This window comes from Mitsuaria sp. PDC51 (genome assembly GCF_900113225.1).
Lineage (GTDB): Bacteria > Pseudomonadota > Gammaproteobacteria > Burkholderiales > Burkholderiaceae_C > Roseateles.
The window spans coordinates 2,518,045-2,543,358 of the sequence record NZ_FOZE01000001.1 but is presented as its reverse complement, the minus strand read 5'-3'; the positions used below and the strand labels follow the sequence as shown (position 1 = coordinate 2,543,358).

General features: G+C 70.3%; 22 protein-coding genes. 16 read left to right on the top strand and 6 right to left on the bottom strand.

Annotated elements, in window-relative coordinates; all coding sequences use genetic code 11:
- Positions 1–97: 97 nt before the first annotated feature.
- The 5 genes from BM393_RS10650 (at position 98) to BM393_RS10630 (ending at position 6,678) form a co-directional block, all read left to right on the top strand.
- Entirely contained in the window at positions 98–1,474 is a 1,377-nt protein-coding gene (locus BM393_RS10650) for a TolC family protein (RefSeq protein WP_091724737.1), read from the top strand.
- Between the two features lie 8 nt (positions 1,475–1,482).
- Positions 1,483–2,769 (top strand): efflux RND transporter periplasmic adaptor subunit, encoded by a 1,287-nt coding sequence (locus BM393_RS10645; protein ID WP_091724736.1) that lies wholly within the window; start codon positions 1,483–1,485, stop codon positions 2,767–2,769.
- A gap of 10 nt (positions 2,770–2,779) precedes the next feature.
- Positions 2,780–5,968 (top strand): efflux RND transporter permease subunit, encoded by a 3,189-nt coding sequence (locus BM393_RS10640; protein WP_091724735.1) that lies wholly within the window; start codon positions 2,780–2,782, stop codon positions 5,966–5,968.
- Positions 5,969–6,145: 177 nt separating this feature from the next.
- Positions 6,146–6,367: an AbrB/MazE/SpoVT family DNA-binding domain-containing protein gene (locus BM393_RS10635; RefSeq protein ID WP_091724734.1), complete on the top strand. Its 222-nt coding sequence runs from the start codon at positions 6,146–6,148 to the stop codon at positions 6,365–6,367.
- A gap of 83 nt (positions 6,368–6,450) precedes the next feature.
- The gene (locus BM393_RS10630) at positions 6,451–6,678 is read left to right on the top strand and encodes a hypothetical protein (protein ID WP_141225292.1); all 228 of its coding nucleotides are present in this window, start codon (positions 6,451–6,453) and stop codon (positions 6,676–6,678) included.
- A 57-nt stretch (positions 6,679–6,735) separates the two neighbouring features.
- Here BM393_RS10630 and BM393_RS10625 read toward each other — a convergent pair whose 3' ends face one another.
- From BM393_RS10625 to BM393_RS10615, 3 genes are read right to left on the bottom strand one after another with little or no spacing between them, the layout of a single operon-like run.
- Complete coding sequence (locus tag BM393_RS10625) at positions 6,736–7,791, bottom strand: aldose epimerase family protein (protein WP_091724732.1); 1,056 nt, start codon at positions 7,789–7,791, stop codon at positions 6,736–6,738.
- Positions 7,788–8,762 (bottom strand): SMP-30/gluconolactonase/LRE family protein, encoded by a 975-nt coding sequence (locus tag BM393_RS10620; RefSeq protein ID WP_091724731.1) that lies wholly within the window; start codon positions 8,760–8,762, stop codon positions 7,788–7,790. The genes BM393_RS10625 and BM393_RS10620 overlap by 4 nt, the downstream gene beginning before the upstream one ends.
- Positions 8,759–9,511, bottom strand: coding sequence for an SDR family NAD(P)-dependent oxidoreductase (locus BM393_RS10615; RefSeq protein WP_091724730.1), 753 nt, complete (start codon positions 9,509–9,511; stop codon positions 8,759–8,761). The genes BM393_RS10620 and BM393_RS10615 overlap by 4 nt, the downstream gene beginning before the upstream one ends.
- 183 nt (positions 9,512–9,694) lie before the next feature.
- Here BM393_RS10615 and BM393_RS10610 point away from each other — a divergent pair, with 183 nt between their 5' ends.
- From BM393_RS10610 to BM393_RS10560, 11 genes are all read left to right on the top strand, one after another.
- On the top strand, positions 9,695–10,624 hold the full coding sequence (locus BM393_RS10610; RefSeq protein WP_091724729.1) for a dihydrodipicolinate synthase family protein: 930 nt from the start codon (positions 9,695–9,697) through the stop codon (positions 10,622–10,624).
- Between the two features lie 92 nt (positions 10,625–10,716).
- Positions 10,717–12,165 carry an aldehyde dehydrogenase family protein gene (locus tag BM393_RS10605; protein WP_091724728.1) on the top strand — a complete coding sequence of 483 codons (1,449 nt, stop codon included), beginning with the start codon at positions 10,717–10,719 and terminating at the stop codon, positions 12,163–12,165.
- Positions 12,166–12,272: 107 nt separating this feature from the next.
- Complete coding sequence (locus BM393_RS10600) at positions 12,273–13,217, top strand: arabinan endo-1,5-alpha-L-arabinosidase (RefSeq protein WP_175538279.1); 945 nt, start codon at positions 12,273–12,275, stop codon at positions 13,215–13,217.
- Between the two features lie 71 nt (positions 13,218–13,288).
- Complete coding sequence (locus BM393_RS10595; protein ID WP_091724726.1) at positions 13,289–14,380, top strand: ABC transporter ATP-binding protein; 1,092 nt, start codon at positions 13,289–13,291, stop codon at positions 14,378–14,380.
- Positions 14,377–15,291: a carbohydrate ABC transporter permease gene (locus tag BM393_RS10590; RefSeq protein WP_091724725.1), complete on the top strand. Its 915-nt coding sequence runs from the start codon at positions 14,377–14,379 to the stop codon at positions 15,289–15,291. Before BM393_RS10595 ends, BM393_RS10590 begins: the two co-directional genes overlap by 4 nt.
- A complete protein-coding gene (locus BM393_RS10585) occupies positions 15,288–16,124 on the top strand; it encodes a carbohydrate ABC transporter permease (RefSeq protein WP_091724724.1) in 837 nt (278 codons plus the stop codon). The genes BM393_RS10590 and BM393_RS10585 overlap by 4 nt, the downstream gene beginning before the upstream one ends.
- 194 nt (positions 16,125–16,318) lie before the next feature.
- A complete protein-coding gene (locus BM393_RS10580) occupies positions 16,319–17,632 on the top strand; it encodes an extracellular solute-binding protein (RefSeq protein ID WP_175538278.1) in 1,314 nt (437 codons plus the stop codon).
- A gap of 1 nt (position 17,633) precedes the next feature.
- A complete protein-coding gene (locus BM393_RS10575; RefSeq protein WP_091724722.1) occupies positions 17,634–19,253 on the top strand; it encodes an alpha-N-arabinofuranosidase in 1,620 nt (539 codons plus the stop codon).
- 51 nt (positions 19,254–19,304) lie between these two features.
- Positions 19,305–20,258, top strand: coding sequence for a family 43 glycosylhydrolase (locus tag BM393_RS10570; protein WP_091724721.1), 954 nt, complete (start codon positions 19,305–19,307; stop codon positions 20,256–20,258).
- 132 nt (positions 20,259–20,390) lie between these two features.
- A complete protein-coding gene (locus tag BM393_RS10565) occupies positions 20,391–21,152 on the top strand; it encodes a FadR/GntR family transcriptional regulator (protein WP_091724720.1) in 762 nt (253 codons plus the stop codon).
- Positions 21,153–21,166: 14 nt separating this feature from the next.
- Positions 21,167–22,117, top strand: a complete 951-nt coding sequence (locus BM393_RS10560) for a LysR family transcriptional regulator (RefSeq protein ID WP_091724719.1) — start codon at positions 21,167–21,169, stop codon at positions 22,115–22,117.
- Between the two features lie 21 nt (positions 22,118–22,138).
- On the opposite strand, the gene BM393_RS10555 is transcribed toward BM393_RS10560, so the two are convergent.
- From BM393_RS10555 to BM393_RS10545, 3 genes are read right to left on the bottom strand one after another with little or no spacing between them, the layout of a single operon-like run.
- Positions 22,139–23,128, bottom strand: a complete 990-nt coding sequence (locus tag BM393_RS10555; RefSeq protein ID WP_091724718.1) for a glycoside hydrolase family 43 protein — start codon at positions 23,126–23,128, stop codon at positions 22,139–22,141.
- Between the two features lie 37 nt (positions 23,129–23,165).
- The gene (gene yjfF, locus BM393_RS10550) at positions 23,166–24,149 is read right to left on the bottom strand and encodes a galactofuranose ABC transporter, permease protein YjfF (protein WP_091724717.1); all 984 of its coding nucleotides are present in this window, start codon (positions 24,147–24,149) and stop codon (positions 23,166–23,168) included.
- On the bottom strand, positions 24,146–25,129 hold the full coding sequence (locus tag BM393_RS10545) for an ABC transporter permease (RefSeq protein WP_091724716.1): 984 nt from the start codon (positions 25,127–25,129) through the stop codon (positions 24,146–24,148). The genes yjfF and BM393_RS10545 overlap by 4 nt, the downstream gene beginning before the upstream one ends.
- Between the last annotated feature and the right edge of the window lie 185 nt (positions 25,130–25,314).

Here is a 25,314-nt window from a genome sequence, read left to right as displayed (position 1 = left end):
TCGGCCTGGCCGAGGCCTCAGGCGCTCGCCGATTCCCCGTTGATCCCTTTCCTGCCCGCCGCTCCACGCGGCGGCGGGCGCAACGCCGGAGTCTCCGATGCGCAAGTTCCTGGTGCCGCTGTGCAGCGCGGCACTGCTGTCCCTTCTTCCCCTGGCGAGCCGGGCCTCGTCCGGTCCGGCCACCGCCGGGCCCTCGTCCGATGCGGGGTCTTCGCCCGTCGCCGGGCGCTCATTCGATGCGGGATCCTCGTCCGGCGCCGGACGCTCGTCCGATGCCGGAGCTCCGCCCCCAGTCGCCTCGCCGCGGCCCGACACGCCGCAGCCGCTCTCGCTGGAGGCCGCCGTCGAGCGCGCCCTGGGCGCGCACCCGCGGCTGCGCGCGGCCGCCTTCGACGTCGAGGCCGCCGACGGCGCGGTGCGGCAGGCGGCCTTGCCGCCCAATCCCACGCTGAGCCTCGAGCAGGAGGACACCCGGCGCGAGACCCGCACCGTCACCGTCCTGCTGAGCCAGCCGCTGGAGATCGGCGGCCAGCGCGCTGCCCGGACCGAATGGGCCCGGCGCGGTCGCGACCTGGCCCAGGCGGAACTCGACGCCGTGCGCGCCGAGCTGCGCGCCGAGGTGGTCCAGGCCTTCTTCGTCGCCTTGCTGGCCCAGGAGCGCCTGCAGAGCGCCGAGGAGTCGCTGCGCATCGCCGGCGACGGCGCCGGTGCGACCGCGCGCCGCGTGGCGGCCGGCAAGCTGTCGCCGATCGACGAGACCCGCGCCCGGGTCGCGGTGTCGACGGCGCGGATCGAATGGCGCCAGGCGCAGGCCGAGCAGCTCGCTTCGCGGCATGCGTTGGCGGCCGCCATCGGCGTGGAGGAATCCACGATCGGCGCGCTCGACGGTCGCGCGGACGCGCTGCCGCCGTTGCCCGACGCGGCCGAGGTTGGTCGGCGGCTGGCCGATGCGCCGGCGCTGCGCCGGGCTCGGCTGGACGTCGAGCAGGCCCAGGCTGCCTATGACCTGGCGCGCACCCAGCGCATCCCCGACCTGACGGTGAGCCTGGGCGCGAAGCGCTCGCAGGAGATCGGCCGCAGCCAGGCCGTCATCGGCGTGTCGCTGCCGCTGCCGCTGTTCGATCGCAACCAGGGCGCGCAACGCGAGGCCCTCAAGCGCCGGCAGGCGGCCGAGCAGCGCGCCGAGGCCGAATCGCAGCGCCTGCGGGCCGAGGTGCTGGCCGCCGCCGACGAACTGCGGGCCCGGGCCGACGAGGTCCAGGCGCTGCGCCGCGAGGTGCTGCCCGGCGCGCGCGAGGCCTACACCGCCGCGAGCCGCGGCTTCGAGCTCGGCAAGTTCGGCTTCCTGGACGTGCTCGACGCGCAGCGCACCTGGCTGCAGGCGCGGACGCAGCTCCTGGACGCGCTGGCCAAGGCCTACCGCGCCCAGGCTGAACTCGACCGGCGCCTCGGCGCCCCCGCCCAGCAACCGTGAGAACGACGATGAATTTCAACAAGCAAGACGACAAGACCGCCTCGGGCCACGCGCTGCCGAAGCGGCAACGGATCGCGATCGCGGTGCTGCTGGCCATCGGCCTGAGCGGCGGCGCCGCGATCCTGGCCTCGGGGCCCGCTTCCTCGCCCAAGGGCCAAGGCGAGCACGCCGAGGACGGACACGATGACCACGGCCATGACGAGGCGCCGGGTGCGCGGCCGGCTGCGGCGAAGGATGAGCACGGGCATGCGGGCTCGGCCGCAGCGCCCGAGACCGTCGCCATGACCGAGGCGCAGGTCCAGGCCGCGGCGATCACGCTCGAGGCCGTCGGACCGGCGACCCTGCGCGCGACCACCCGCCTGCCGGGCGAGATCGGCTTCAACGAGGACCGCACCGCGCATGTGGTGCCGCGCGTAGCCGGGGTCGTCGAGGCGGTGCCGGCGGCGCTCGGCCAGGCGGTGCGCAAGGGCGAGCTGCTGGCGGTCATCGCCAGCGCGCAGGTGTCGGACCAGCGCAGCGAGTGGCTCGCCGCGCAGAAACGGCTGCAGCTGGCGCGCACGACCTTCGAGCGCGAACGCCAGCTGTGGGAGGAGAAGATCTCGCCCCGCCAGGACGTCGACGTGGCCGAACAGGCCCTGCGGGAGGCGGAGATCGCGGTCGCCAACGCGCGCCAGAAGCTGCAGGCCGTGGGCGCGTCGCCGACCGGCGGCGCGCTCAACCGCTTCGAATTGCGCGCGCCTTTCGATGGCGTCGTCGTCGAGAAGCACCTCGCGCTGGGCGAGCAGGTCAAGGAGGACGCCAGCGCCTTCGTGCTGTCGGACCTGCGCACCGTCTGGGCGCGGATCGACGTGCCCGCCGCCGACCTGGCCAAGGTGCGCGTGGGCGCGCGCGCGGTGGTGCGCGCCACCGCCTTCGAGCAGTCGGCGCCGGGCACGGTCACCTACGTCGGCGCGCTGATCGGCGGGCAGACCCGCACGGCGCAGGCGCGGATCGCCTTGTCGAACCCGGACGGCGCCTGGCGACCCGGCTTGTTCGTCGACGTGGAGCTGGTGACCGGCGAGACGTCGGCGCCGGTGACCGTGCCGGCGGAGGCGGTGCAGATCGTCGAGGACCGGCCGGTCGTCTTCGTGCGGGTGGCCGAGGGCTTCGCCGCGCAGCCGGTGAAGACCGGTCGCACCGATGGGCAGCGCACCGAGGTCCTCGAGGGCCTGAAGCCCGGCACACGGGTCGCGACGCGCAATGCCTTCGTCATCAAGTCCGAGGCCGGCAAGGGCTCGGCGACCCATTCGCACTGACGGAGGCGGCATGTTCGAACGCATCATCCGATTCGCCATCGAGCACCGCTGGCTGGTGCTGCTGGCCGTGCTGGGCATGGCGGCGCTGGGGGTCTTCAGCTACCAGAAGCTGCCGATCGACGCCGTGCCCGACATCACCAACGTCCAGGTGCAGATCAACACCGGCGCACCGGGCTATTCGCCGCTGGAGACCGAGCAGCGCGTGACCTTCCCGGTGGAGACCGCGATGGCGGGGCTGCCGGGGCTGAAGCAGACCCGCTCGCTGTCCCGCTACGGGCTGTCGCAGGTCACGGTGATCTTCCGCGACGGCACCGACATCCATTTCGCGCGGCAGCTGGTCAACGAGCGGCTGCAGGCCGCGCGCGAGCAGCTGCCCGACGGGCTGGCGCCGGCGATGGGGCCGGTGTCCACCGGCCTGGGCGAGATCTACCAGTGGACCCTCGAGGCCGAGGAGGGCGCGCGCAAGGCCGATGGCACGCCCTACACGCCGACCGACCTGCGCGAGCTGCAGGACTGGGTCGTCAAGCCGCAGCTGCGCACGGTGCCGGGCGTGACCGAGGTCAACACGATCGGCGGCTTCGCGAAGGAGTTCGAGATCGCGCCCGATCCCGGCCGGCTGTCCTCGCACGGGCTGACGCTGGCGGACGTGGTCGCGGCGCTGGAGCGCAACAACGCCAATGTCGGCGCGGGCTACATCGAGCGGCGCGGCGAGCAGTACCTGATCCGCGCGCCCGGCCAGTTGCGCGGCCTGGCCGACATCGGCCAGGTCGTGCTGCGCAGCGAGGGCGGCGTGCCGGTGCGGGTGCGCGACGTGGCGCAGGTGGGCATCGGCAAGGAGTTGCGCGGCGGCGCCGCGACCGACAACGGCCGCGAGGTGGTGCTGGGCACCGTGTTCATGCTGAGCGGCGAGAACAGCCGCAGCGTCGCGCAGGCGGTGGACCGCAAGATGAAGGCGGTCGCCACCACGCTGCCCAAGGGCGTGCAGGTGGTCACCGTCTACGACCGCACGGTGCTGGTGGACAAGGCCATCGCCACGGTGAGGAAGAACCTGGTCGAAGGCGCGGTGCTGGTGATCGCGGTGCTGTTCCTGTTCCTGGGCAACCTGCGCGCGGCGGTGCTGACGGCGATGGTCATCCCGCTGTCGATGCTGTTCACCTTCAGCGGCATGGTCAGCCAGAAGGTCAGCGCCAACCTGATGAGCCTGGGCGCCCTGGACTTCGGGATCATCGTGGACGGGGCGGTCGTGATCGTCGAGAACTGCGTGCGGCGGCTGGCGCATGCCCAGGCGCGGCTGGGCCGGCCGCTGACGCGCGGCGAGCGCTTCCATGAAGTCTTCGCCGCGGCGCAGGAGGCGCGCCGGCCGCTGCTGTTCGGGCAGCTGATCATCATGGTGGTGTACCTGCCGATCTTCGCGCTCACCGGCGTGGAGGGCCGCATGTTCCATCCGATGGCGGTGACGGTGGTGCTGGCGCTGCTGGGCGCGATGATCCTGTCGATCACCTTCGTGCCGGCGGCGGTGGCGCTGTTCATCGGCGACAAGGTCCAGGAGAAGGAGAGCCGCCTGATGGCCTGGGCGCATCGCGCCTACGAGCCGCTGCTGGGCCGCGCGATGGCGGCGCGGCCGGTGGTCATCACCGGCGCGGTCGTGGCCGTGGTGCTGTCCGCGCTGCTGGCCACGCGGCTGGGCAGCGAGTTCGTGCCCAGCCTGGACGAGGGCGACTTCGCCGTGCAGGCGCTGCGGCTGCCGGGCACCAGCCTGACGCAATCGGTGGCGATGCAGCGGCAGCTGGAGGCGCGGCTCAAGCAGAAGTTCCCGGAGATCGAGCGGGTGTTCTCGCGCACCGGCACGGCCGAGATCGCGGCGGACCCGATGCCGCCCAACATCTCCGATGCCTACGTGATGCTCAAGCCGCGCGACCAGTGGCCCGAGCCCCGGCGCACGCGCGAGGCGCTGATCGAAGCCGTGCAGGCGGAGCTGGCCACGCTGCCGGGGCAGAACTACGAGTTCTCGCAACCGATCCAGCTGCGTTTCAACGAGCTGATCTCGGGCGTGCGCTCGGACGTGGCGGTGAAGGTCTTCGGCGACGACATGGCGCAGCTGGACGCGGCAGCGGCGCGCATCGCCGCGGTGCTGGGCGGGATCGAGGGCGCGACGCAGGTCAACGTCGAGCAGACGACCGGCCTGCCGATGCTCACGGTGGACATCGACCGCGAGCAGGTTGCACGGCACGGCCTGAACCTGCTGGACGTGCAGGAGCTGGTGGCCACGGCCACCGGCGGCGCGACCGCGGGGACGCTGTTCGAGGGCGACCGGCGCTTCCCGGTCGTGGTGCGCCTGCCCGAGGCGCTGCGCACTGACCTGTCGGCGATCGAGCGGCTGCCGGTGCCGCTGCCCAAGGGCGCGGACGGCGCGGTGCGTTTCCTGCCGCTGTCGGCGCTGGCGAAGTTGTCGCTGGCGCCGGGGCCGAACCAGGTCAGCCGCGAGGACGGCAAGCGCCGCGTGGTGGTCAGCGCCAATGTGCGTGGCCGCGACCTCGGTTCCTTCGTCGTGCAGGCGCAGCGGGCGGTGAGCGAGCAGGTGGTGCTGCCGTCCGGCTACTGGCTCGGCTGGGGCGGGCAGTTCGAGAACCTGCAGTCCGCCAGCGAGCGCCTGCGCGTGGTGGTGCCGGTGGCGCTGGGGCTGGTCTTCGCCTTGCTGTTCGCGATGTTCGGCAACGCGCGCGACGGCCTGCTGGTGTTCTCGGGCATTCCCTTCGCGCTGACCGGGGGCGTGCTGGCGCTGTGGTTGCGGGGGATCCCGCTGTCGATCTCGGCGGCGGTGGGCTTCATCGCGCTCAGCGGCGTGGCGGTGCTCAACGGGCTGGTGATGATCGCCTTCATCCGGCAGTTGCGGGAGCAGGGCCGGTCGCTGGACGTGGCCATCCACGAGGGCGCGTTGACGCGCCTGCGGCCGGTGCTGATGACGGCGCTGGTGGCCTCGCTGGGCTTCGTGCCGATGGCGCTGGCCACGGGCACCGGGGCGGAGGTGCAGCGGCCGCTGGCGACGGTGGTGATCGGCGGCATCCTGTCGTCGACGGCGCTGACCCTGCTGGTGCTGCCGGTGCTGTACCGGTGGGCCTACCGGCGCGATGAGCCGGTGTTGATGCAGGCGTCTGCGCTGCCTGATCAGGGTCCGACGCGGGACCCGGTGGCTTCCTGAGGCGGGCGCTCCGACCCGGGCGTCGGGAGACGACCCGGGTGGCGGCGCGCTGCCCCGCATCGGAGGCAGTGCGCTGCCTTGTCGAAGTCGGCTTGGGGCGATCTCGACACATGAGGGCCATGGAGTTGCACGGGCCGTCTTCTTAGAGTGGGCAGCTCACTTAGCAAGGAGAGGGCCATGCCCATTTCGACGATGTCCGCGAACGGACGCCTGACGGTCCCCCGGGAGATTCGTCAGGCGGTGAATGCCAAGCCGGGAACCGAGTTCCTCTGGGTCCTGATGAGGGACGGGACCATCCAGGTGGTTGCCAGGACGGTGACGTTCGAAGAGCTCGCCGGCATGCTGAAGCCCGCACCCGGCATCAGCGTGTCCGTGGAAGACATGAACCCGTTCCGATGATGTGTGCGGTCGACACGAACATTCTGATCCGGCTGATGCTGGCCGGCGCTGAACTCATGCGCTGAGGCCGCCAGGAGACTCAGGTGCCGATGACCCGCATGGAGATGAATGGCCGGATCCTCGTTCCTAAGGAGATCCGCAAGGCGACGGGTGCGAAGCTGGACACGCGGTTCTTCTGGGAGCTGCAGGAAGACGGGAGCGTGCGCGTGACCGTCAAAGCCGCTCCCGCAGCCGTGGTCGTGGAGCCATGGCCCAGGCGCGATGAGTCGTCCCACGACGAAAGAGACGACAACGCGCCCGCCGCGCTGTGATCTGTGGGGTCATCGACGACCGCATCGCGTGCGGTCGTCGGTTTGACGAGCCTCGGCTCAGGCAGCGGCGAAGCGATGCAGCGTCACGCTGCGATAGACCTCGCCGGGTCGCAGGATCGTGGACGGCCAGTCGGGGCTTGCCGGTCGGTTCGGCGAGTCCGGGTGGTGCTGCGTCTCCAGGCAGAGGCCATCTCCCTGCCGATAGAAGGCGCCTTCGCTGCCCAGCAGGCTGCCGTCCAGGAAGTTGCCGGAGTAGAACTGCATCGCCGGCTCGGTGGTCAGGACCTCCATGCTTCGGCCCGAGACGGGATCGCGCAGCCGCGCCGCCAGGTGCAGTCGACCATCGAAGGGCGCGTCCAGCACCCAGTTGTGGTCGTAGCCCTTGCCGCGCTGCAGCTGCGGGTGCGCCTGGCGCAGCCGCGACTCGATCACCCTCGGTTCACGGAAGTCGAAGGGCGTGCCGGCCACCGTCGTGATCGCGGTCGGAATCAGCGCTTCGTCCACCTCGCAATAGCGGCTGCCGAAGATCTGCAACTCGTGCCCCAGCACCGACCCGCGACCCGCCAGATTGAAGTAGTCGTGATGCGTCAGGTTGACCACCGTCGGCGCATCGGTCGTGGCTTCGTACTCGATGGCCCAGCCCATCTCGTCATCAAGCCGGTACCGCACCACCGCCCGCAGCCGGCCCGGGAAGCCCTGGTCGCCCGCCGGGCTGTCGAGTTCCAGTCGCAGGCAGCTGTCGCTTTCGACTTCCGCCCGCCACAGCAGGTGGCCGAATCCGCGCGGGCCGCCGTGCAGGCAGTTGCCGCCGTCGTTGGCCACCAGCGTGTGGCGTTCACCGTCCAGCCGGAACGTGGCGCCCGCGATGCGGTTGCCATACCGGCCGACGATCACGCCGAAATGCGGATTGCGCAGCACGTAGTCCTCGAGCGTCGGCAGGCCCAGCACGACGTTGGCCGATTCGCCCCGCGCATCCGGCACCTCCAGCCGCGTGACGATGCCCCCATGGGTGATCGCCGACAGCCGCAGGCCGCGCCCGTTGTCCATCGTGAACTCATGCACCGGCCGGCCGTCGGGCAGGTGGCCGTAGACCCGTTGTTGAAGCGCTGTCATCGTGTGTTGAACCGGTGAGGAACCTGGCCGCGATGGCCGTGTGGATCGAGCTCGAACAGCGCGCCGGCCAGCGGCTCATGTTCGCATTGCCGGCGCGCGGTCGTGACGAAGAGCCGGTCCAGCGCCGGCCCGCCGAAGACCGGACATGTCGGCTGCGAGGCCGGCACGGACAGGCGCAGTGTCTCGCGGCCCTGCGCGTCGAAACGGATCACCACGCCATCGCCCCAGATGGCCGACCACAGGCCGCCGTCGGCATCGACCGCCGCGCCGTCCGGCTCCCCGCCGTCCATCGGCAGCTGCGCGAAGACGCGGCGCTCCCCGAGCCGCCCGTCGGCGTGGTAGTCCATCGCCCAGATCGTGCGGGTGGGGGAGTCGGTGTAGTACAGCGTGCCGCCGTCGGGACTGAAGTTCAGCGAGTTGCCGACGATCCCCGGCGGCAGCGGCAAGCGCTCGATGGCCAGACCGCGGCCGATGCCCACGCCCGCCACGGCCGCGCGGTAATAACCGCCCACCGCCGCGCCGTGCGGGTTGAACATGCCGAACACGAAACGCCCCTGCGGATCGCAGCGGCCGTCGTTGATGCGGGTGCGCGGTTCATCGGCCTCGACCGGCGTCAACGGCCCGATTTCGCCGGTGGCCAGGTCGAACATCGCCACGCCCGAGGCCAGCCCCAGCAGCAGCTGCCCCGGCTGGTCGCACAGCGCGAAGCTGCCCAGCGGCTCCGGCATCGGCCATTCGGTGATCTCGCCGGCCAGCGCCGGTCCGCCGGCCTCGCGGGTGGGCGAGGCCTCGGCCCGCCAGCGGAAGAGCCGCTGGTTGTCGATGTCGGTCCAGTACAGCGCCTGCTCGCGCTCGCACCACAGCGCGCATTCGCCGAGCCGGTCCCGCCCGTCCACATGCACGCGGGCAGCTTCCGCCGCTCCGGCCGCGCCGCGCGGGGCGGCGGCCGGCGATGCCAGCCCGGCGCTCATGCCCAGCCCCCGTCGACGATGTAGTCCTGCGCGCTGCACATCGCGCTGTCGTCCGCCGCCAGGAACAGCGCCATGGCCGCGACATGGTCCGGCATCAGCGGCTGCTTCAGGCACTGGTTGGCGTCGATCTCCTTCTTGGTCTCGTCGTTGACCCAGAGCTTGAGCTGCTTCTCGGTCATCACCCATCCCGGCACCAGCGTGTTGACGCGGATGTTGAAGGGCCCGAGGTCGCGCGCCAGCGAGCGCGTCAGCCCCTGCACGCCGGCCTTGGAGGTCGTGTACGCCGCCATCCCGCCCTGCATCAGCATCCAGCTGAAGGAACCGAAGTTGATGATCGAGCCGCCGCCCAGTGCCTTCATGTCCGGCGCCACCGCCTGCGCGGCGAAGAACTGGTGCTTGATGTTGACGGCCATCGCCTGGTCCCAGAACTCGGGCGTGACCTCCTCCAGCGGATGGCGCTTGTCGTTGGCGGCGTTGTTCAGCAGCACCTTGAACGGGCCACCGAGCTGCTCGCGCAGCGTCGCGATCGCGGCGCGCAACTGCGCGATGTCGGTCAGGTCGGCCGCGACGAAGGCGCAACCCGGCAGCCGCTCCGCGAGCTCGCGCCCGGCGTCCGCGGCGATGTCGATGAATCCCACCCGCGCGCCCTGGGCGGCGAAGCGCTCGACCAGCGTCGCGCCGATGCCGGTCGCGCCGCCGGTGATGAGCACGCGCTGCTCGCGCAGGCTGGGATAGAGGGCGCTGGTCATGGTGTCTCCGTCGTTGTCGGACGCGAGTGTCGCGCCCTTGTGGGTGTGTCGTGGTGCTGATTCTATAAGTCTGACTATTTGAGAAGTGAAGAAGCCATGAATGAGGGTTTGCACCGATACGTGAATCAATAAAGTAATACTTTAATTCGATCCAACAAGAATCACCGATCCTCTGGAGACAAGATGAGCCTGAGCTTCCCCCGGCCCTACAAGGGCGTGTTCCCGGTCGTGCCCACGACCTTCAACGCCCAGGGCGGCCTCGACCTGGAAAGCCAGAAGCGCTGCATCGACTTCATGATCGATGCCGGCTCCACCGGCCTGTGCATCCTGGCGAATTTCTCCGAGCAGTTCGTGCTGGGCGACGACGAGCGCGCGGTGCTGACGCGCACGATCCTGGAGCATGTCGCCGGTCGCGTGCCGGTCATCGTGACCACCACCCACTACAGCACGCAGATCTGCGCGGAGCGCAGCCGCCTGGCGCAGGACCTGGGCGCGGCGATGGTGATGGTGATGCCGCCGTACCACGGCGCGACGCTGCGGGTGGGCGAGGCCGGCATCTTCGAGTTCTACGCGCGCCTGTCCGATGCGATCGACATCCCCGTCATGATCCAGGACGCGCCGATGTCGGGCACGCCGCTGCCGGCGCCGTTCCTGGCCCGCATGGCCAAGGAGATCGAGCAGGTCCGCTACTTCAAGATCGAGACCGCCGGCGCCGCCAGCAAGCTGCGCGAGCTGATCGCGCTGGGCGGCGAGGCGATCGAGGGTCCCTGGGACGGCGAGGAGGCGATCACGCTGCTGGCCGACCTGGATGCCGGCGCCACCGGCGCGATGACCGGCGGTGCCTATCCGGACGGCATCCGTCGCATCGTCGATGCCTACGCCGCCGGTGACCGCGAGACCGCCGTGGCCGAATACGGTCGCTGGCTGCCGCTGATCAACTACGAGAACCGCCAGGGCGGCATCCTGACCGCCAAGGCGCTGATGAAGGAGGGCGGCGTGATCGCGTGCGACGCGCCGCGCCATCCGTTCCCGACGATGAACCCGCAGGTGCGGGCCGGCCTGCTCGACGCGGCAAGGCGGCTCGATCCGCTGGTGCTGCGCTGGGGCCGCTGAGTCCCGCCTTCCTCCCCCTCACTTCCAGACCCGACCCGAGCCACTCAGAGCCGCGTAAGGCCGTGAGCGACGCCGAGTCAGCAAGGACCGTCATGAGCGCCATCCCCGAATTCAAGAACTACATCGCCGGCGAATGGGTCGCCGGCGTGGACCAGCGACCCAACATCAATCCGTCCGACACCAGCGACGTGATCGGGCTGTACGCGCAAGCCGACGCCGCGCAGACCGAGGCCGCCATCGCCGCGGCGCAGGCCGCGTTCCCCGCGTGGGCGGCGAGCACGCCGCAGCAGCGCTTCGACGTGCTGGACGCGGTCGGCAACGAGCTGCTGGCGCGCCGCGAGGAGATCGGCCGGCTGCTGTCGCGCGAGGAAGGCAAGACGCTGCCCGAGGGCATGGGTGAGACGCACCGCGCCGCGATGATCTTCAAGTTCTTCGCCGCCGAGGCGCTGCGCTGCGGCGGCGAGACGGTGGCCTCGGTGCGTCCCGGCGTGTCGGTGGACGTGCTGCGCCAGCCGGTGGGCGTCGTCGGCCTGATCGCGCCGTGGAACTTCCCGATCGCGATCCCCGCGTGGAAGATCGCGCCGGCGCTGGCCTACGGCAACACGGTGGTCTTCAAGCCGGCGGAGCTGGTGCCGGGCTGCGGCTGGACGCTGGCGGACATCCTGTCGCGCACCGCGCTGCCCAAGGGCGTCTTCAACCTGGTGATGGGCGCGGGCTCGCAGGTCGGGCAGACGCTGGTCGACTCGCCGCGCGTCAAGGCCATCAGCTTCACCGGCTCGGTGGGCACCGGCCGTCGCATCATCGCCGCCTGCGCCGCGCGCCAGGCCAAGGTGCAGGCCGAGATGGGCGGCAAGAATCCGCTGGTCGTGCTCGACGACGCCGACCTGGACGTGGCCGTGAACTCGGCCGTGCAGAGCGCCTTCTTCTCGACCGGCCAGCGCTGCACCGCGTCGAGCCGCATCCTCGTCACCGAGGGCATCCACGACCGCTTCGTCGAGGCCGTCGTCGCCAAGCTGGGCACGCTGAAGATCGACCACGCGCTCAAGGCCGGCACCGACATCGGCCCGGTGGTCGACCAGCGCCAGCTCGAGCAGAACCTGCGCTACGTCGACATCGCGCAGCGGGAGGGCGGCATGCTCGCCTTCGGCGGCGATGTGGTCGAGCGCGAGACGAAGGGCTTCTACCAGCGCCCGGCGCTGATCACCGGCACGACCAACGCGATGACGATCAGTCGCGAGGAGGTCTTCGGCCCGGTGGCCAACGTCGTGCGGGTGCGCGACTACGACGAGGCGCTGGCGCTGGCCAACGACACCGAGTTCGGCCTGTCCGCCGGCATCTGCACCCGGTCGCTGAAGCATGCGAGCCACTTCAAGCTGCATGCGCAGGCCGGGATGGTGATGGTCAACCTGCCGACCGCCGGCGTCGATTACCACGTGCCTTTCGGCGGCACGAAGGGCTCGAGCTATGGGCCGCGCGAGCAGGGCACCCATGCCCGCGAGTTCTACACGACGGTGAAGACCGCCTACACCTTCGCCGGCTGACCATGCAAGGCGCGCAGCCCCGTCATCGCCCGCATCGACCTGCGCGTCGGGCCTCGCTCGCGCGGGCGGCCAGCGTCGCACTGACGGCCTCGCTCGCAGCGGCGTTGATGGCGGGCTGCGCGGCCATCGCGCCGTCCGGCGCGTCGCCGGGGGGCGACGGTCCCGCGGCGGAGCTCGCCCCCGGCGCGCATGACCCGACGCTGATCGAGCGCGACGGCGTGCTGCACGTCTTCACCACGGGCAACGGCATCCAGCACCTGCGCTCGGAGGATGGCCGCCGCTGGTCGCGCCTGGCGCCGGCGCTCCAGCAGGCGCCGGCCTGGTGGGCCGAGGCCGTGCCCGCGCATCGCGGGCTGGACGTCTGGGCGCCCAAGGTCTTCGCGCTGCAGGGGCGCTACTGGCTGCTGTACTCGATCTCGACCTTCGGCAAGAACCGCTCGGCGATCGGGCTGACGAGCAGCGCGTCGCTGGACGGGCCGTGGCGCGACGAGGGCCTGGTCGTGAAGAGCGTCGAGGGCGACGACTTCAACGCGATCGATCCCGACCTGTTCATCGATGACCGCGCGGCGGGCGGCGATGGCCGGCTGTGGCTGAGCTACGGCTCCTTCTGGGGCGGACTCCGCCTGGTGGAGTTCGACCCCGCCACGATGCGGCCGACCGGGCCGACGCGCTTCATCGCGCGCGGCCGCGGCAAGGACGGCGTGGGCAGCGGCGACGCGATCGAGGCGCCGACCATCGTGCGGCATGGCGAGTGGATCTACCTGTTCGCCTCGCACGACTTCTGCTGCCGCGGCACGGCCAGCACCTACAACATCCGCGTCGGCCGCGCGCGGTCGGCGATGGGCCCCTTCCTCGACCGCGACGGCCGGGCGATGCTGGACGGCGGCGGCACGGTGGTGGAGCAGGGCGCCGGGCGCTGGATCGGTCCGGGCCACCAGGACGTGGCCGGCCGCTGGATCGTGCGTCACGCCTATGACGCCGAGGACGGCGGCAAACCCAAGCTGCGCATCGACGCGCTGCGCTGGACCGAGGACGGCTGGCCCCAGCTGTAGGCGAATTTCATGCGGCCGGAGAAGATCGACACGATCCCCGGCCTTCCCACCAGGATTCAGGAGACATTCCGTTGGCAGCCCTCAAGCTGGAGCAGATCGGCAAGCGCTATGGCGCGGTGCAGGTCATCCCCGACCTGTCGCTCGACGTGGCGCCGGGCGAGTTCATCGTGTTCCTCGGCCCGTCGGGCTGCGGCAAGACCAGCCTGCTGCGCATGATCGCCGGGCTGGAGGAAGTGACGGCCGGACGCATCCTGATCGGCGGGCAGGACGTCACCCATGCGGCGCCGGGCCTGCGGCAGCTGGCCATGGTGTTCCAGCACTACGCGCTGTATCCGCACATGACGGTGCGCGACAACCTGGCCTTCGGCCTGCGCAACATCAAGCTGACCGAGGCCGAGATCGACCGCCGCATCCAGGAGGCGGCGCGGATGCTGGAGCTCGACGCGCTGCTGGTGCGCAAGCCGGGGCAGCTGTCCGGCGGTCAGCGGCAGCGCGTGGCGATCGGCCGCGCGGTGGTGAAGGAGCCGGCGATCTTCCTTTTCGACGAGCCGCTGTCCAACCTGGATGCGGCGCTGCGCGGCCGCACGCGGCTGGAGCTGGCGCAGCTGCACCGGCGCCTGGGCGCGACCATGGTCTTCGTCACCCACGACCAGATCGAGGCCATGACGCTGGCCACCCGCATCGTGGTGATGAATGCCGGCCGCATCGAGCAGGTCGCGCCGCCGGCGGAGCTTTACCGCCGGCCGGCCACGCGCTTCGTGGCTGGATTCATCGGCACGCCGGGGATGAACTTCATCCCGGTGCGGCGGCTGGCCGATCGGCAGGGACGGGCGGCGGTCGAGCTGCCGGGGGGGCAGGAGATCGGGACGCTGGTCGAGGCGGCGGTGCCGGGCAGCGAGCTCACGCTCGGCATCCGTCCCGAGCACCTCGTCACCGCGGCGCGCGGTCCGCTGCCGGCGCAGGTGGAGATGGTCGAGTTCCTGGGTGAGCGGACCCTGGCGCATGTGCGGTTGGTCGACGGCACCCGCGCGATCGCCACGGTCGCGGGCGTGTCGCCGACGGCTGGAGAGACGGTGCAGCTGGAACTCGCGATGGACGAGGCGCACCTCTTCGACAAGCAGGGACTGGCGCATCACGCGTCGGCGCAGGGAGCGGTGGCATGAGTCCAGAGGTCCCTGCGCGGTCCTCCGTCGGCTTGCGCGCCTCGCGCCCGGCGAATGCGCTGTTCGTGCTGCCCTTCGTCGCGGTCTACGCGCTGCTGTTGCTCTGGCCGCTGGCCAAAGGCTGGTTCATCAGCTTCCACGACCACGACCTGCTGTCCAACGACAGCTTCTTCATCGGCTGGCAGAACTACCGCGAGCTGCTCGCCGACGACGTCTTCCACCAGGTTGTCTGGAACACGATCCGCTTCGTGCTGCTGAGCGTGCCGGTCTTCGTCGGCCTGTCGCTGATGCTCGCGCTGGCGCTGAACCGACCGGGCAAGCTGGCCGCCTTCCTGCGCGCCGTCTTCTTCTGCGCCAGCGTCTTCTCCGTCACGCTGATCACGCTGGTGTGGCAACTCGCCCTGATGCCCGAGCGCGGCCTGATCGCGCAGGGCAGCGCCGCGCTCGGCCTGCCGCAACTGCCCTGGCTCACCAGCGACCTGCTGGCCCTGCCCACGCTCGCGCTGGTGACGGTGTGGTGGATCATCGGCCTGCCGATGATGCTGTTCCTCTCGGCGCTGCAGCAGATCCCGTCCGACGTCTACGAGGCCGCCGCGCTGGACAACGCCAGCCGCTGGCGCACCTTGACGCATGTCACCTTGCCGGCGCTCAAGCGCACGGTCGCGCTGGTGGCCGTCATCGAGGTGATCCGCCAGTTCCAGGTCTTCCCGCAGATCATGCTCATGACCAACGGCGGTCCCAACAACACCACCCGGCCGATCGTGCAGTTCATCTACGAGCAGGCCTTCATGCAGCTCTCGCTGGGCTACGCCACGGCCGCCTCGCAGGTCCTGCTGGCGGTGATGCTGGTCGGCGTCAGCGTGCAGATGTGGCTGGAGCGGCGCGAAGCCGCGCAAGGAGCGCGTCGATGACCCCGATGTTGCGCAAGGGCTGGTTCGACCGCGCGGTGATGGCCGCGCTGGTGCTGCTGGCCGCGTTGTGGATGCTGCCGCTGCTGTGGGTGCTGGCGCTCTCGTTCAAGCCCAACGAGTTGCTGATGGTCCGCACCGACGTCTTCCTGGCGCCGCCCTACACCCTGGCCAACTACGCTGACATCCTGCAGACCTCGGCGGTGTTCCGCTGGCTGGGCAACAGCGCGCTGGTGGCGGCGCTGCAGACGCTGGGCGTGCTGGTGCTGTCCTCGCTGGCGGGTTACGGCTTCGCGCGCTGCGAGTTCCCGGGCCGGCGCTGGCTGTTCCCGCTGGTGCTCTTCGGCCTGGCCGTGCCCTCGCAGAGCGTCTTCATCCCGCTGCACCGGCTGTTCTCCGACTGGGGCCTGCAGAACACCTACGCCGGGCTGGCGCTGCCGGGACTGGCCGCGCCGTTCGGGGTCTTCCTGATGACGCAGTACTTCAAGGCCGTCCCGATCGACCTGGAGGAGGCGGCGATGCTGGACAACGCCTCGCGCTTCAAGACCTTCTTCAAGGTGGTGCTGCCGCTGACGCTGCCGGCGCAGGCGACGCTGGGCATCTTCACCTTCCTGGCGTGCTGGAACGATTACCTCTGGCCGTTGGTCATCGCGACCAAGCCGGAGATGTACACCTTGACGCGGGGCCTGGCCTCCACGCAGACCAACTTCGCCCAGTCGGAGGGATTGGGCTTCCTGATGGCGCAGGCGGTCTTCGCCGGCGCCCCGGTGCTGATGATTTATCTCTTCTTCCAGAAGCATCTGGTGACCGCCGTCGCCGGGACGGGCCGCTCATGACCGCGCAGCCCACCGCGCACGCCGCGCACGCCGCGCATGCTCAGGCCCGCCGTCAACGAGCGCTGCTGGGGCCGGAATGGGGCTTGGGGGTCCAGGAGGGATCCCCCATGCCCCGTGGAGAGCCCGCGCCAGGCGTTGCGAAGTCCTTCGCGAGAAGGGCGGCCGCCTTCGCCATGGCCACCATCGCGGCCTTGATGTCGACCACGTTCCTGACCAGCTGCGGCGACAACCACGCCGAGCCCGCGCCCAAGACCGAGATCACGCTGATGCGTTTCTTCGGCAGCTGCGACGCCAAGTTCGGCGCGGTGAACGACGCGAGCCAGGGCGTCGGCGAATGCGGCATCGTGACTGCGATGGTCAACGAGTTCAACGCCACCAACACCGACGGCATCCGCGTGAAGACGCAGACGGCCGAGTGGGCGCCGTACTACGACCAGCTGACCGCGCGGCTGGTGGCCAAGGACATCCCGACGGTGGCGGTGATGCACGAATCGGCGCTCGGCGACTACGTTCGCCGCCGCCTGATCGAGCCGCTGGATGCGTCGCTGCCGGCGCTGGGCATCGACGTGAACGACTTCACCGACCATGCCCGCCGCGGCGTGACGCTGAACGGCCAGATCTACGCGCTCCCCTTCGACACCTGGGCCTGGCTGTGGCACATCAACACCACGCTGATGGGCCAGGCCGGCCTGATGGGCGCGGATGGCAAGCCGCGCCTGCCGCATTCTCCGGACGAGTTGCTCGCGATGGCGCGCCAATTCAAGCAGCGGACCGGCAAGCCGCTGTTTGCCTGGGCGATCGTGAAGGAGACGGCGGCGACCAACCGCACCTTCCAGACGCTGATCGCGCAGCAGGACACGAAGCTGTTCAGCGACGATGGCCGCCGTATCGACATGCACCAGCCGCAGGTGGTCAATGCGCTGTCGCTGATGCAGCGGCTCTATGCCGAGGGGCATGTGAAGCCCAACCTCGACTACGGCGCGGCCAACCAGGCCTTCCTCAACGGCGAGGCCGGTGTCGTCGTGGTCGGCACCTGGACGATCGACCAGTTCCTGCGCGAGGCCCGCAAGCCCGAGTCGCCGCTCAAGGGCGGCTACACCGTCGTGCCGTTCCCGCAGCTGTACCAGCGGCCGGCGGTCTTCGCCGACGGTCACAGCTGGGCGCTGTTCAAGGGTGGCGCCGCCACGCCGGAGCAGCATGCGGCGGCGCTGAAGCTGCTGCAGTTCATCTGGCAGCGCAGCGCCGAATGGGCGCGCACCGGCCATCTGCCGGTACGGCGCTCGGTGGCGCAGAGCGCGGCCTTCCGCGCGCTGCCGTTCCGCGAGAACCTGGCCGAGATCACCCGCACCGGCGCGTCCATGCCCAGCAGCGTGCCGACGCAGCGGGCGGTCGAGCTGCTGATCGGCGAGGACGTGAGCAACCTGCTGGTGTCCGGCAAGCCCATCGCCGAGGTGCAGGACGACGTCGAGAAGCAGGTCAACAAGGCCTTGAAGAAGGTGAGGCGCTGAGATGACGTTCCCGAATGCCGCTGCTGCCGGCGCCCGCGCCGGCATCGCATCGCCCGGCGCCGTGGGCGAGGGCTTCCCGGCCACGCTGACGGTGCATCGCGACTTCGCCATCGGCGCGCTCGATCGTCGCCTCTTCGGCGCCTTCGTCGAGCACCTGGGCCGCTGCGTCTACACCGGGATCTTCGAGCCGGGTCATCCAACCGCCGATGAACAGGGCTTCCGCGGCGACGTGAAGGCGCTGGTGAAGGAGCTCGGCGTCACGCTGGTCCGTTATCCGGGCGGCAACTTCATGTCGGGCTACGACTGGGAGGACGGCGTCGGGCCGCGGGACCAGCGGCCGCGCCGGCTGGACCTGGCGTGGTACTCGACCGAGACCAACCAGGTCGGCACCAACGAGTTCATGGCGTGGTGCGAGGAGCTTGGCCTGAGCCCGATGTTCGGCGTCAACCTCGGCACGCGCGGCATGGACGATGCGCGCCGCTACCTCGAGTACTGCTGCCATCCCGGCGGGACGGAGCTGTCGGACCGGCGCCGCGCGCACGGCGTCGAGCCGCCGCATCGGATCCCGCTCTGGTGCCTGGGCAACGAGATGGACGGCCCCTGGCAGATCGGCCGCAAGACGCCGGACGAGTACGGCCGCCTCGCGCAGGAGACCGCCAAACTGATGCGCATGCTGCAGCCCGGCATCGAGCTGGCGGCCTGCGGCTCGTCGGCCTTCGACATGGCGACCTATGGCGAGTGGGAGGACCGCGTGCTGTCGCATTGCCATGACGAGGTCGACTTCGTCTCGCTGCACAGCTACTTCGTGAAGCCCTTCGCGCCGGACGGCGTGCTGCCGCCCGGTGCGGACACCAGCACCGAGAGCTTCTTCGCCCAGATCGAGACCAACGCGCGCTACATCGAGGCGACCGTCGCGATCGCCGATGCGGTCGCCGCGCGGCGGCGCTCGAAGAAGCGGCTGATGCTCAGCTTCGACGAGTGGAACGTCTGGTACCGCGCGCGGCACGGCCATCACCTGAAGCAGGACGGCTGGCCCGAGGCGCCGCGCTTGCTCGAGGAGGTCTACACCGTCGAGGATGCGCTGCTGGTCGGCGGCATGCTGTGCATGCTGATGAACCACGCGGACCGGGTGAAGGTGGCCTGCCTGGCACAGCTGGTCAACGTGATCGCGCCCATCATGACCGAGCCGGGCGGCCCGGCCTGGCGGCAGACCATCTTCTGGCCCTTCGCGCTGGCCTCGCGCTTCGGGCGCGGCACCGTGCTGCGGCCGTCGATCGCGTCGCCGACCTATCCTCATGTCAAGGAAGGCGAGCTGCCCTACCTGGTGGCCAGCGTCGTCTGGAATGAGGACGACGGCACGCTCGCGGTCTTCGCGCTGAACCGTCACTTGGCCGCGCCCATGGACCTCGCGGTCGCGCTGCAGGGCCTGGGCGGCGACGCCGGCCTGGCGCTCGGCGAAGCCTGGGAGCTCCACGACCTGGACCTCCACGCCACCAACACCGTCGACCTGCCGGACCGCTTCCAGCCGCGCGCGCTGGGCGGCATTTGCGTCGATGGCGACACGCTGCGCGCGACCCTCCGGCCCGCGTCCTGGAACGTGATCGTCCTTCGTCCCCGCTGATCACCGGCTGCCTGGCCTTCGTCGATCCTCCTCCTTCCTCCTGTCGCTCCCATGTCGCTGAACTGGTCCCATCCGCTGATTCCCCAACGCGCCGATCCCCACCTGTCGCTGCACGACGGGCGCTACTGGTTCACCGCCTCGGTGCCGGGCTTCGACGCAATCGAGCTGCGCAGTGCCGCACGCATCGAGGATCTGCCCGCAGCAGCGCCGCGGATCGTCTGGACCCGCCATGCGCAGGGGCCGGCGAGCTGGCACATCTGGGCGCCCGAGCTCCATCGCGTCGACGGCCGCTGGCTGATCTACTTCGCCGGCGGCGAGCGCGACGACATCTGGAAGATTCGCATGCATGTGCTGGAGAACGCACATGCCGATCCCACGCAGGGCGAATGGATCGAACGCGGCCAGATCCACACGCCGCTGGACGACTTCGCGCTGGATGCGACGACCTTCCGCCATGGCGGCGAGCAGTACCTGTGCTGGGCGGAAGCGGATCGCGCGCGGCAGGGCAAGACCAATCTCTACCTGGCCACGCTGGCCAATGCCTGGACGCTCAAGAGCGCGCCGACCCTGATCAGCGAGGCCGTGTTGCCGTGGGAGCGCGTGGGCTTCGCCGTCAACGAGGGGCCGGCGGTGCTGCAGCGTTTCGGCCGCGTGCTGGTCGCCTACTCGGCCGCGGCGACCGACGCGAACTATTGCATGGGGCTGGTGTGGGCCGATGCCCAGGCGGATCTGCTCGATCCGTCGGTCTGGCACAAGTCGCCGACGCCGGTCTTCGCCAGCGCCAACGGCCAGTACGGTCCGGGCCACAACAGCTTCACGACCACGCTGGACGGCCGCACCGACCTGCTGGTCTACCACGCGCGCGGCTATCGCGACATCGTCGGCGACCCCTTGCACGATCCCAACCGCCATGCGCGCGTGCAGCCCTTCGGCTGGCGCGCGGACGGGTTGCCGGACTTCGGCCAACCGCAGCCCGACGGGCCGGTGCAGGCGGTGGACGCATGACGACGGGTCGACGCGCGAGGCGGCGGCCGGCGCTGCGCCAGGTCGGCTGCCTGCAACGCCTCGCGCCGCCCGCCAAGGGAGGATTTGTCGCGAGTCTCCCGGCCGGCCGCCCGTGATAGCCTGCCGCCCGATATGAAGACCCGCGCCGACCATTCGACCTACAGCCCCCGCGCCCGCCGCGCCGAGGGCAAGAGCCAGCACGGCCGCATCGTCAGCGAGCTGGGCCTGGCGATCGTCTCGGGCGAGCTCGGCCCCGGCGACCGCCTGCCGCCTGAGCAGCAGCTGCTGGACCGTTACGAAATCAGCCGGCCGGTGCTGCGCGAGGCCATCCGGGTGCTGGTGGCCAAGGGCCTGGTGGTATCGCGCCAGCGCGCCGGCGCGATCGTGCGCCCGCGCAACGAGTGGCATCTGCTCGACCCGGACGTGCTGTACTGGCTGATCCAGTCCAAGCCGCAGACGGAGTTCCTGAACACGCTGATGGAGGTGAGGCGGGTGTTCGAGCCGGCCGCCGCCGCGCTGGCCGCCAAGGCCGCGACGCCGGACCAGCTCCATCGCATCGAGGAAGCCTTCGACGGCATGGCCGCGGCCACCGACACCGAGGAACTGCTCGAGCCCGACCTGGCCTTCCACCGCCACATCGCCGAGGCCACCAACAACGACCTGATGGCCTACATCGGCAACATGCTGTCGCTGGCGCTGCGTGAATCCATCCTGCTGAGCAGCCAGCTGCCCAACACCCACGAGCTCTCGCTGCCGCGCCACCAGGCCATCCTGACGGCGATCCGCAATCGCGACCCGCTGGGCGCGCGCCAGGCCACGCTGGTGCAGCTGCAGGAAACCGGCGACGACCTGAGCAACGTGCTCTCCGCCAAGGGCATCGTGGACCTGGCCTGACCGACCCCGACGCGATGGACGACGCTCCCAATCCCAACTGGTTCCTCCGCGCGCGGCTGAAGACGCGGCAGCTGCTGCTGCTCATCGCGCTGGACGACCACCGCAACATCCACCGCGCCTCGGAGGCGCTGTGCATGACCCAGCCCGCCGCGTCCAAGCAGCTCAAGGACCTGGAGGACATGCTGGAGGTCAAGCTCTTCGAGCGCCTGCCGCGCGGCATGGAGCCGACGCTGTTCGGCGAGACCATGATCCGGCATGCGCGCATGGCGCTGACCAGCCTGGCGGCGGCGCACGACGACATCGTCGCGCTCAAGAAGGGCCTGACCGGGCAGGTCGAGGTCGGCGTGATCATGACGCCGGGCATGTCGCTGCTGCCGCGCGCGATCGCGCGGGTCAAGGCGCAGGCGCCGCTGCTGCGCATCGGCGTGCAGATGGAGACCAGCAAGGTGCTGCTGGACCAGCTGCAGCGCGGCGTGCTCGACTTCATGATCGGCCGCATCCTCGAGGAGGACAGCGTCTCGGGCCTGCAGTACGAGGAACTCAGCGGCGAGCCGGCCTGCGCCGTCGCCCGGATCGGGCATCCGCTGCTGCTGCGCGACGACCTGTCGCTGGCCGACCTGGCCACCCAGGCCTGGATCCTGCCGCCGCCCGGCAGCGTGCTGCGGCATCGCTGGGAGCAGATGTTCCGCCGCGCCGCGATCGAGCCGCCGGCCGATGCCGTCGACACGACGGCGCTGCTGGTGATCACGGCGCTGCTGCAGCAGACGGACGCGCTGCATGTGATGCCCATCGAGGTGGCCCGCTACTACGCCTCGCTGAAGGCGCTGGCGATCCTGCCGATCGAGCTGCCCTGCAGCATGGACGCGTTCGGCATCATCACGCGCGAGGGGCACCTGCTGTCGCCCGGGGCGCGGACGCTGCTGCAGGAGGTGCGCGGCGTCGCCAGGGAGCTCTACGCGCGCTGAGAGGCTGAGGGGCCGAGAGGCTCAGCCCCGGCAACCCGGCGAGGGATTCGCGGCGGGGCCGGCATCGGTCTGCGGGATGAAGCGGATCGTGCCGTCCGGGTTGTAGTGCAGTTCCTCGATGGCGACGGAGCGGCGGAACTCGCCACCACCGGGCAGCTTGGCGTTGTGGTAGGCGATGTAGCTCTTGCCGTTGAACTCGAAGATCGCCTGATGGATCGTCGGCGTCCCCGCGTTCTTCGCCATGATCACGCCGCGCGGCGTCCACGGGCCGGTGGCGGACGGGCCGGTCATGTAGGCCGTCTCCTCGGGAAAATGCTGCGAGTAGGACAGGTAGTAGGTCGCGCCGTGCTTGTGCAGGTAGGACGCCTCGGTGAAGTCCTTGACCGGCACGACGTCGATGGGGCCGGCCAACGCCGTCATCGACGGCGCCAGCTTCGCGACCTTCAGCACCGTGTTGCCGAAGTAGAGGTAGGCCTGGCCGTCGTCGTCGACAAACACAGCCGGGTCGATGTCGTCCCAGGCGATGTCGGTCTGGGTGGTCATGTCGTTGGTGACCAGGGCGGAGCCGCGCGCGTCCTTGAACGGGCCGGTGGGGCTGTCCGAACTCGCGACGCCGATGGCGAAGCCGGGGACCGTCGCATGCTCGACGGTCGTGTAGAAGAAGTAGGTCGGCTTGCCGTCGACGACCCGGCGGGTGATGTCCGAGGCCCAGGCGCGGCCCTTGGCCCACTTGAAGTCCAGCGCCTTCATCGGCGAGCCGTGGTCGGTCCAGCGCACCAGGTCGCAGCTGGAATAGACCCGCCACTCGTTCATCACGAAGTCCTTGCCATCGGGCTTGGCTTCGTCATGGCCGACGTAGAGGTAGACGCGGCCCTGGTCGACCAGCACCGCGGGATCGGCGGTGTAGAGCTGGGGGAAGAGCGGGTTGGCGGCGCGTGCCGGCGCGGCGGTGATCGCGAGGGCGGTGACCAGCGCGGCGGCGAGGCAGGACCTGAACGCGGAGGGATTCATGCGGGAAGCAATCGAAGGGTTGAAGTCGGACGCCCGCTCAAGCCTGGCCCGCGGGCCGCGCCAGCAGGCGCTGCACGACGCAGAACACGAACAGCAGCGCGCCGATGACGATCTTGGTCCACCAGGAGCTGAGCGTGCCGTCGAAGGCGATCAGCGTCTGGATCACTCCCAGCACCAGCACGCCCGACAGCGCACCGGCGACGTAGCCATAGCCGCCGCTGAGCATCGTGCCGCCGATGACCACCGCGGCGATCGCGTCCAGCTCCGCGCCCTGCGCATGCAGGCCGTAGCCGCTGAGCATGTAGAACGCGAAGAGCAGGCCGGCGAGGGCGGCGCACAGGCCGCTCAGGCCGTACACCATCAGCTTGGTGCGCCCGACCGGCAGGCCCATCATCAGCGCCGACTGCTCGTTGCCGCCCAGCGCGTAGACGGCGCGCCCGAAGGCGCTGCGGTGCGCCAGCCAGATCCCCGCCACCAGCACCGCCACCGCGATCGCGGCGCTGGGCGAGATGAAGCCGCCGGGCACCGCCCATTGCGTCTGGGATACCAGCACGAAGGTGGGATCGTCGATGGTGATCGAATCGACGCTGATCAGATAGCACAGGCCGCGCGCGAGGAACATGCCGGCCAGCGTCACGATGAAGGGCTGCAGCCGGAACGCATGGATGAGCGCGCCCTGCAGCACGCCGAAGGCCGCGCCGCCGCCGAGCACGAGCGCGATGACGGCCCAGGCCGGCCAGTGGGCGTGATGCAGCAGCCAGGCGGCGACGGTCGTGGCCAGCGCCAGCACCGCGCCGACCGACAGGTCGATGCCGCCCGACAGGATCACCAGGCTCATGCCGACGGCCAGCACCAGCAGATAGGCGTTGTCGATGATGAGGTTGAGCATCACCTGCGGCGCGGCGAAGCCGGTGTAGTGGGCGCCGCCGGCGGCGATCAGCGCGAGCAGCAGCACGACGGTGACCTGCGCGCTGAAGGCGGGTTGGCGGAGCCAGCGCTGGAAGAGGACGAGGGGAGTCATCGGGCGCCTCCGCGCGGGGCGAGCCGGCGCAGCATTGGCTGCAGCTCGCTCGATTGCAGGATGCAGAGCAGGAACACGACGATGGCCTTGACCACCATGTTCACCTCGGGCGGCACGCCCAGCGAGTAGATCGTCGTCGTCAAGGTCTGGATGATCAGGGCGCCGATGAGCGCGCCGGCCAGGTGGTAGCGGCCGCCGGCCAGCGAGGCGCCACCCAGCGTCACGGCCAGGATGGCGTCGAGCTCCAGCAGCAGGCCGGCGTTGTTGGCGTCGGCGCTCTTGATGTTGGACGCGATCATCAGGCCGGCCAGGCCCGCGCAGCCGGCGGCGAAGACATAGGTGCCGAAGATCAGCGTCGCGGTGCGCAGGCCCGCCAGGCGCGATGCGACCGGGTTGAGGCCCACGGCCTGGATGAACAGGCCCAGCGCGGTCTTGCGCAGCAGCGCGATGGTGGCAAGCGAGAGGGCCGCCACCACCCACAGCGACACCGGCAGTCCCAGCAGGTAGCCGCCGCCCAGCACGAAGAAATCGTCGCGGTAGACGGTCAGGATCTGGCCGTCCGACAGCAGCTGCGCCAAGCCGCGGCCCGCCACCATCAGGATCAGGGTCGCGATGATCGGCTGCAGCTTCAGGCCGGCCACCAGCACGCCGTTCCAGACCCCGCACAGCAGTGCGGCGCCGAGCGCGCCGGCATAGGCCAGCACCAGGGGCTGGTCACCGTTGACCAGCATCGCCGCCACCGTCGCGGCGATCGCCACGACGGCGCCGATCGACACGTCAATCCCGCGCGTCGCGATCACCAGGCTCATGCCCAAAGCCGCCAGCATCAAGGGCGCAGCGCGGTTCAGGATGTCGATCAGCGGGCCGTACAGGTGGCCGTCCTTGATCTCGAGGTGCCAGAAACCCGGCAGCAGGATCACGTCGATCAGCAGCAGGATGAATAGCGCGGCAATCGGGCGGAGCAAAGGGTGCTCGGCCATGAGGGCGAAAACGCGTCGACGCTTCGGCGTCGGGAGAGCGCTCAGGGGGAGGGCGTCTGTCACAGAAGTCTTTCGATTCATGCGCTCTGGCATTCACTGCCGCGGTCCGGGCGTTGGCCGCCAGTGCATGGGGCCTTGGCGGCAAGCGCCAAAACCCCACGCACTGCCGTCCCCAACCACCACCT

Bases quoted from the DNA above. Each gene is read 5' to 3' on its own strand.
- BM393_RS10650 (WP_091724737.1), top strand. From the start codon at position 98: ATGCGCAAGTTCCTGGTGCCGCTGTGCAGCGCGGCACTGCTGTCCCTT.
- BM393_RS10645 (WP_091724736.1), top strand. From the start codon at position 1,483: ATGAATTTCAACAAGCAAGACGACAAGACCGCCTCGGGCCACGCGCTG.
- BM393_RS10640 (WP_091724735.1), top strand. From the start codon at position 2,780: ATGTTCGAACGCATCATCCGATTCGCCATCGAGCACCGCTGGCTGGTG.
- BM393_RS10635 (WP_091724734.1), top strand. From the start codon at position 6,146: ATGCCCATTTCGACGATGTCCGCGAACGGACGCCTGACGGTCCCCCGG.
- BM393_RS10625 (WP_091724732.1), bottom strand. From the start codon at position 7,791: ATGACAGCGCTTCAACAACGGGTCTACGGCCACCTGCCCGACGGCCGG.
- BM393_RS10620 (WP_091724731.1), bottom strand. From the start codon at position 8,762: ATGAGCGCCGGGCTGGCATCGCCGGCCGCCGCCCCGCGCGGCGCGGCC.
- BM393_RS10615 (WP_091724730.1), bottom strand. From the start codon at position 9,511: ATGACCAGCGCCCTCTATCCCAGCCTGCGCGAGCAGCGCGTGCTCATC.
- BM393_RS10610 (WP_091724729.1), top strand. From the start codon at position 9,695: ATGAGCCTGAGCTTCCCCCGGCCCTACAAGGGCGTGTTCCCGGTCGTG.
- BM393_RS10605 (WP_091724728.1), top strand. From the start codon at position 10,717: ATGAGCGCCATCCCCGAATTCAAGAACTACATCGCCGGCGAATGGGTC.
- BM393_RS10600 (WP_175538279.1), top strand. From the start codon at position 12,273: ATGGCGGGCTGCGCGGCCATCGCGCCGTCCGGCGCGTCGCCGGGGGGC.
- BM393_RS10590 (WP_091724725.1), top strand. From the start codon at position 14,377: ATGAGTCCAGAGGTCCCTGCGCGGTCCTCCGTCGGCTTGCGCGCCTCG.
- BM393_RS10585 (WP_091724724.1), top strand. From the start codon at position 15,288: ATGACCCCGATGTTGCGCAAGGGCTGGTTCGACCGCGCGGTGATGGCC.
- BM393_RS10580 (WP_175538278.1), top strand. From the start codon at position 16,319: ATGTCGACCACGTTCCTGACCAGCTGCGGCGACAACCACGCCGAGCCC.
- BM393_RS10575 (WP_091724722.1), top strand. From the start codon at position 17,634: ATGACGTTCCCGAATGCCGCTGCTGCCGGCGCCCGCGCCGGCATCGCA.
- BM393_RS10570 (WP_091724721.1), top strand. From the start codon at position 19,305: ATGTCGCTGAACTGGTCCCATCCGCTGATTCCCCAACGCGCCGATCCC.
- BM393_RS10565 (WP_091724720.1), top strand. From the start codon at position 20,391: ATGAAGACCCGCGCCGACCATTCGACCTACAGCCCCCGCGCCCGCCGC.
- BM393_RS10560 (WP_091724719.1), top strand. From the start codon at position 21,167: ATGGACGACGCTCCCAATCCCAACTGGTTCCTCCGCGCGCGGCTGAAG.
- BM393_RS10555 (WP_091724718.1), bottom strand. From the start codon at position 23,128: ATGAATCCCTCCGCGTTCAGGTCCTGCCTCGCCGCCGCGCTGGTCACC.
- yjfF (WP_091724717.1), bottom strand. From the start codon at position 24,149: ATGACTCCCCTCGTCCTCTTCCAGCGCTGGCTCCGCCAACCCGCCTTC.
- BM393_RS10545 (WP_091724716.1), bottom strand. From the start codon at position 25,129: ATGGCCGAGCACCCTTTGCTCCGCCCGATTGCCGCGCTATTCATCCTG.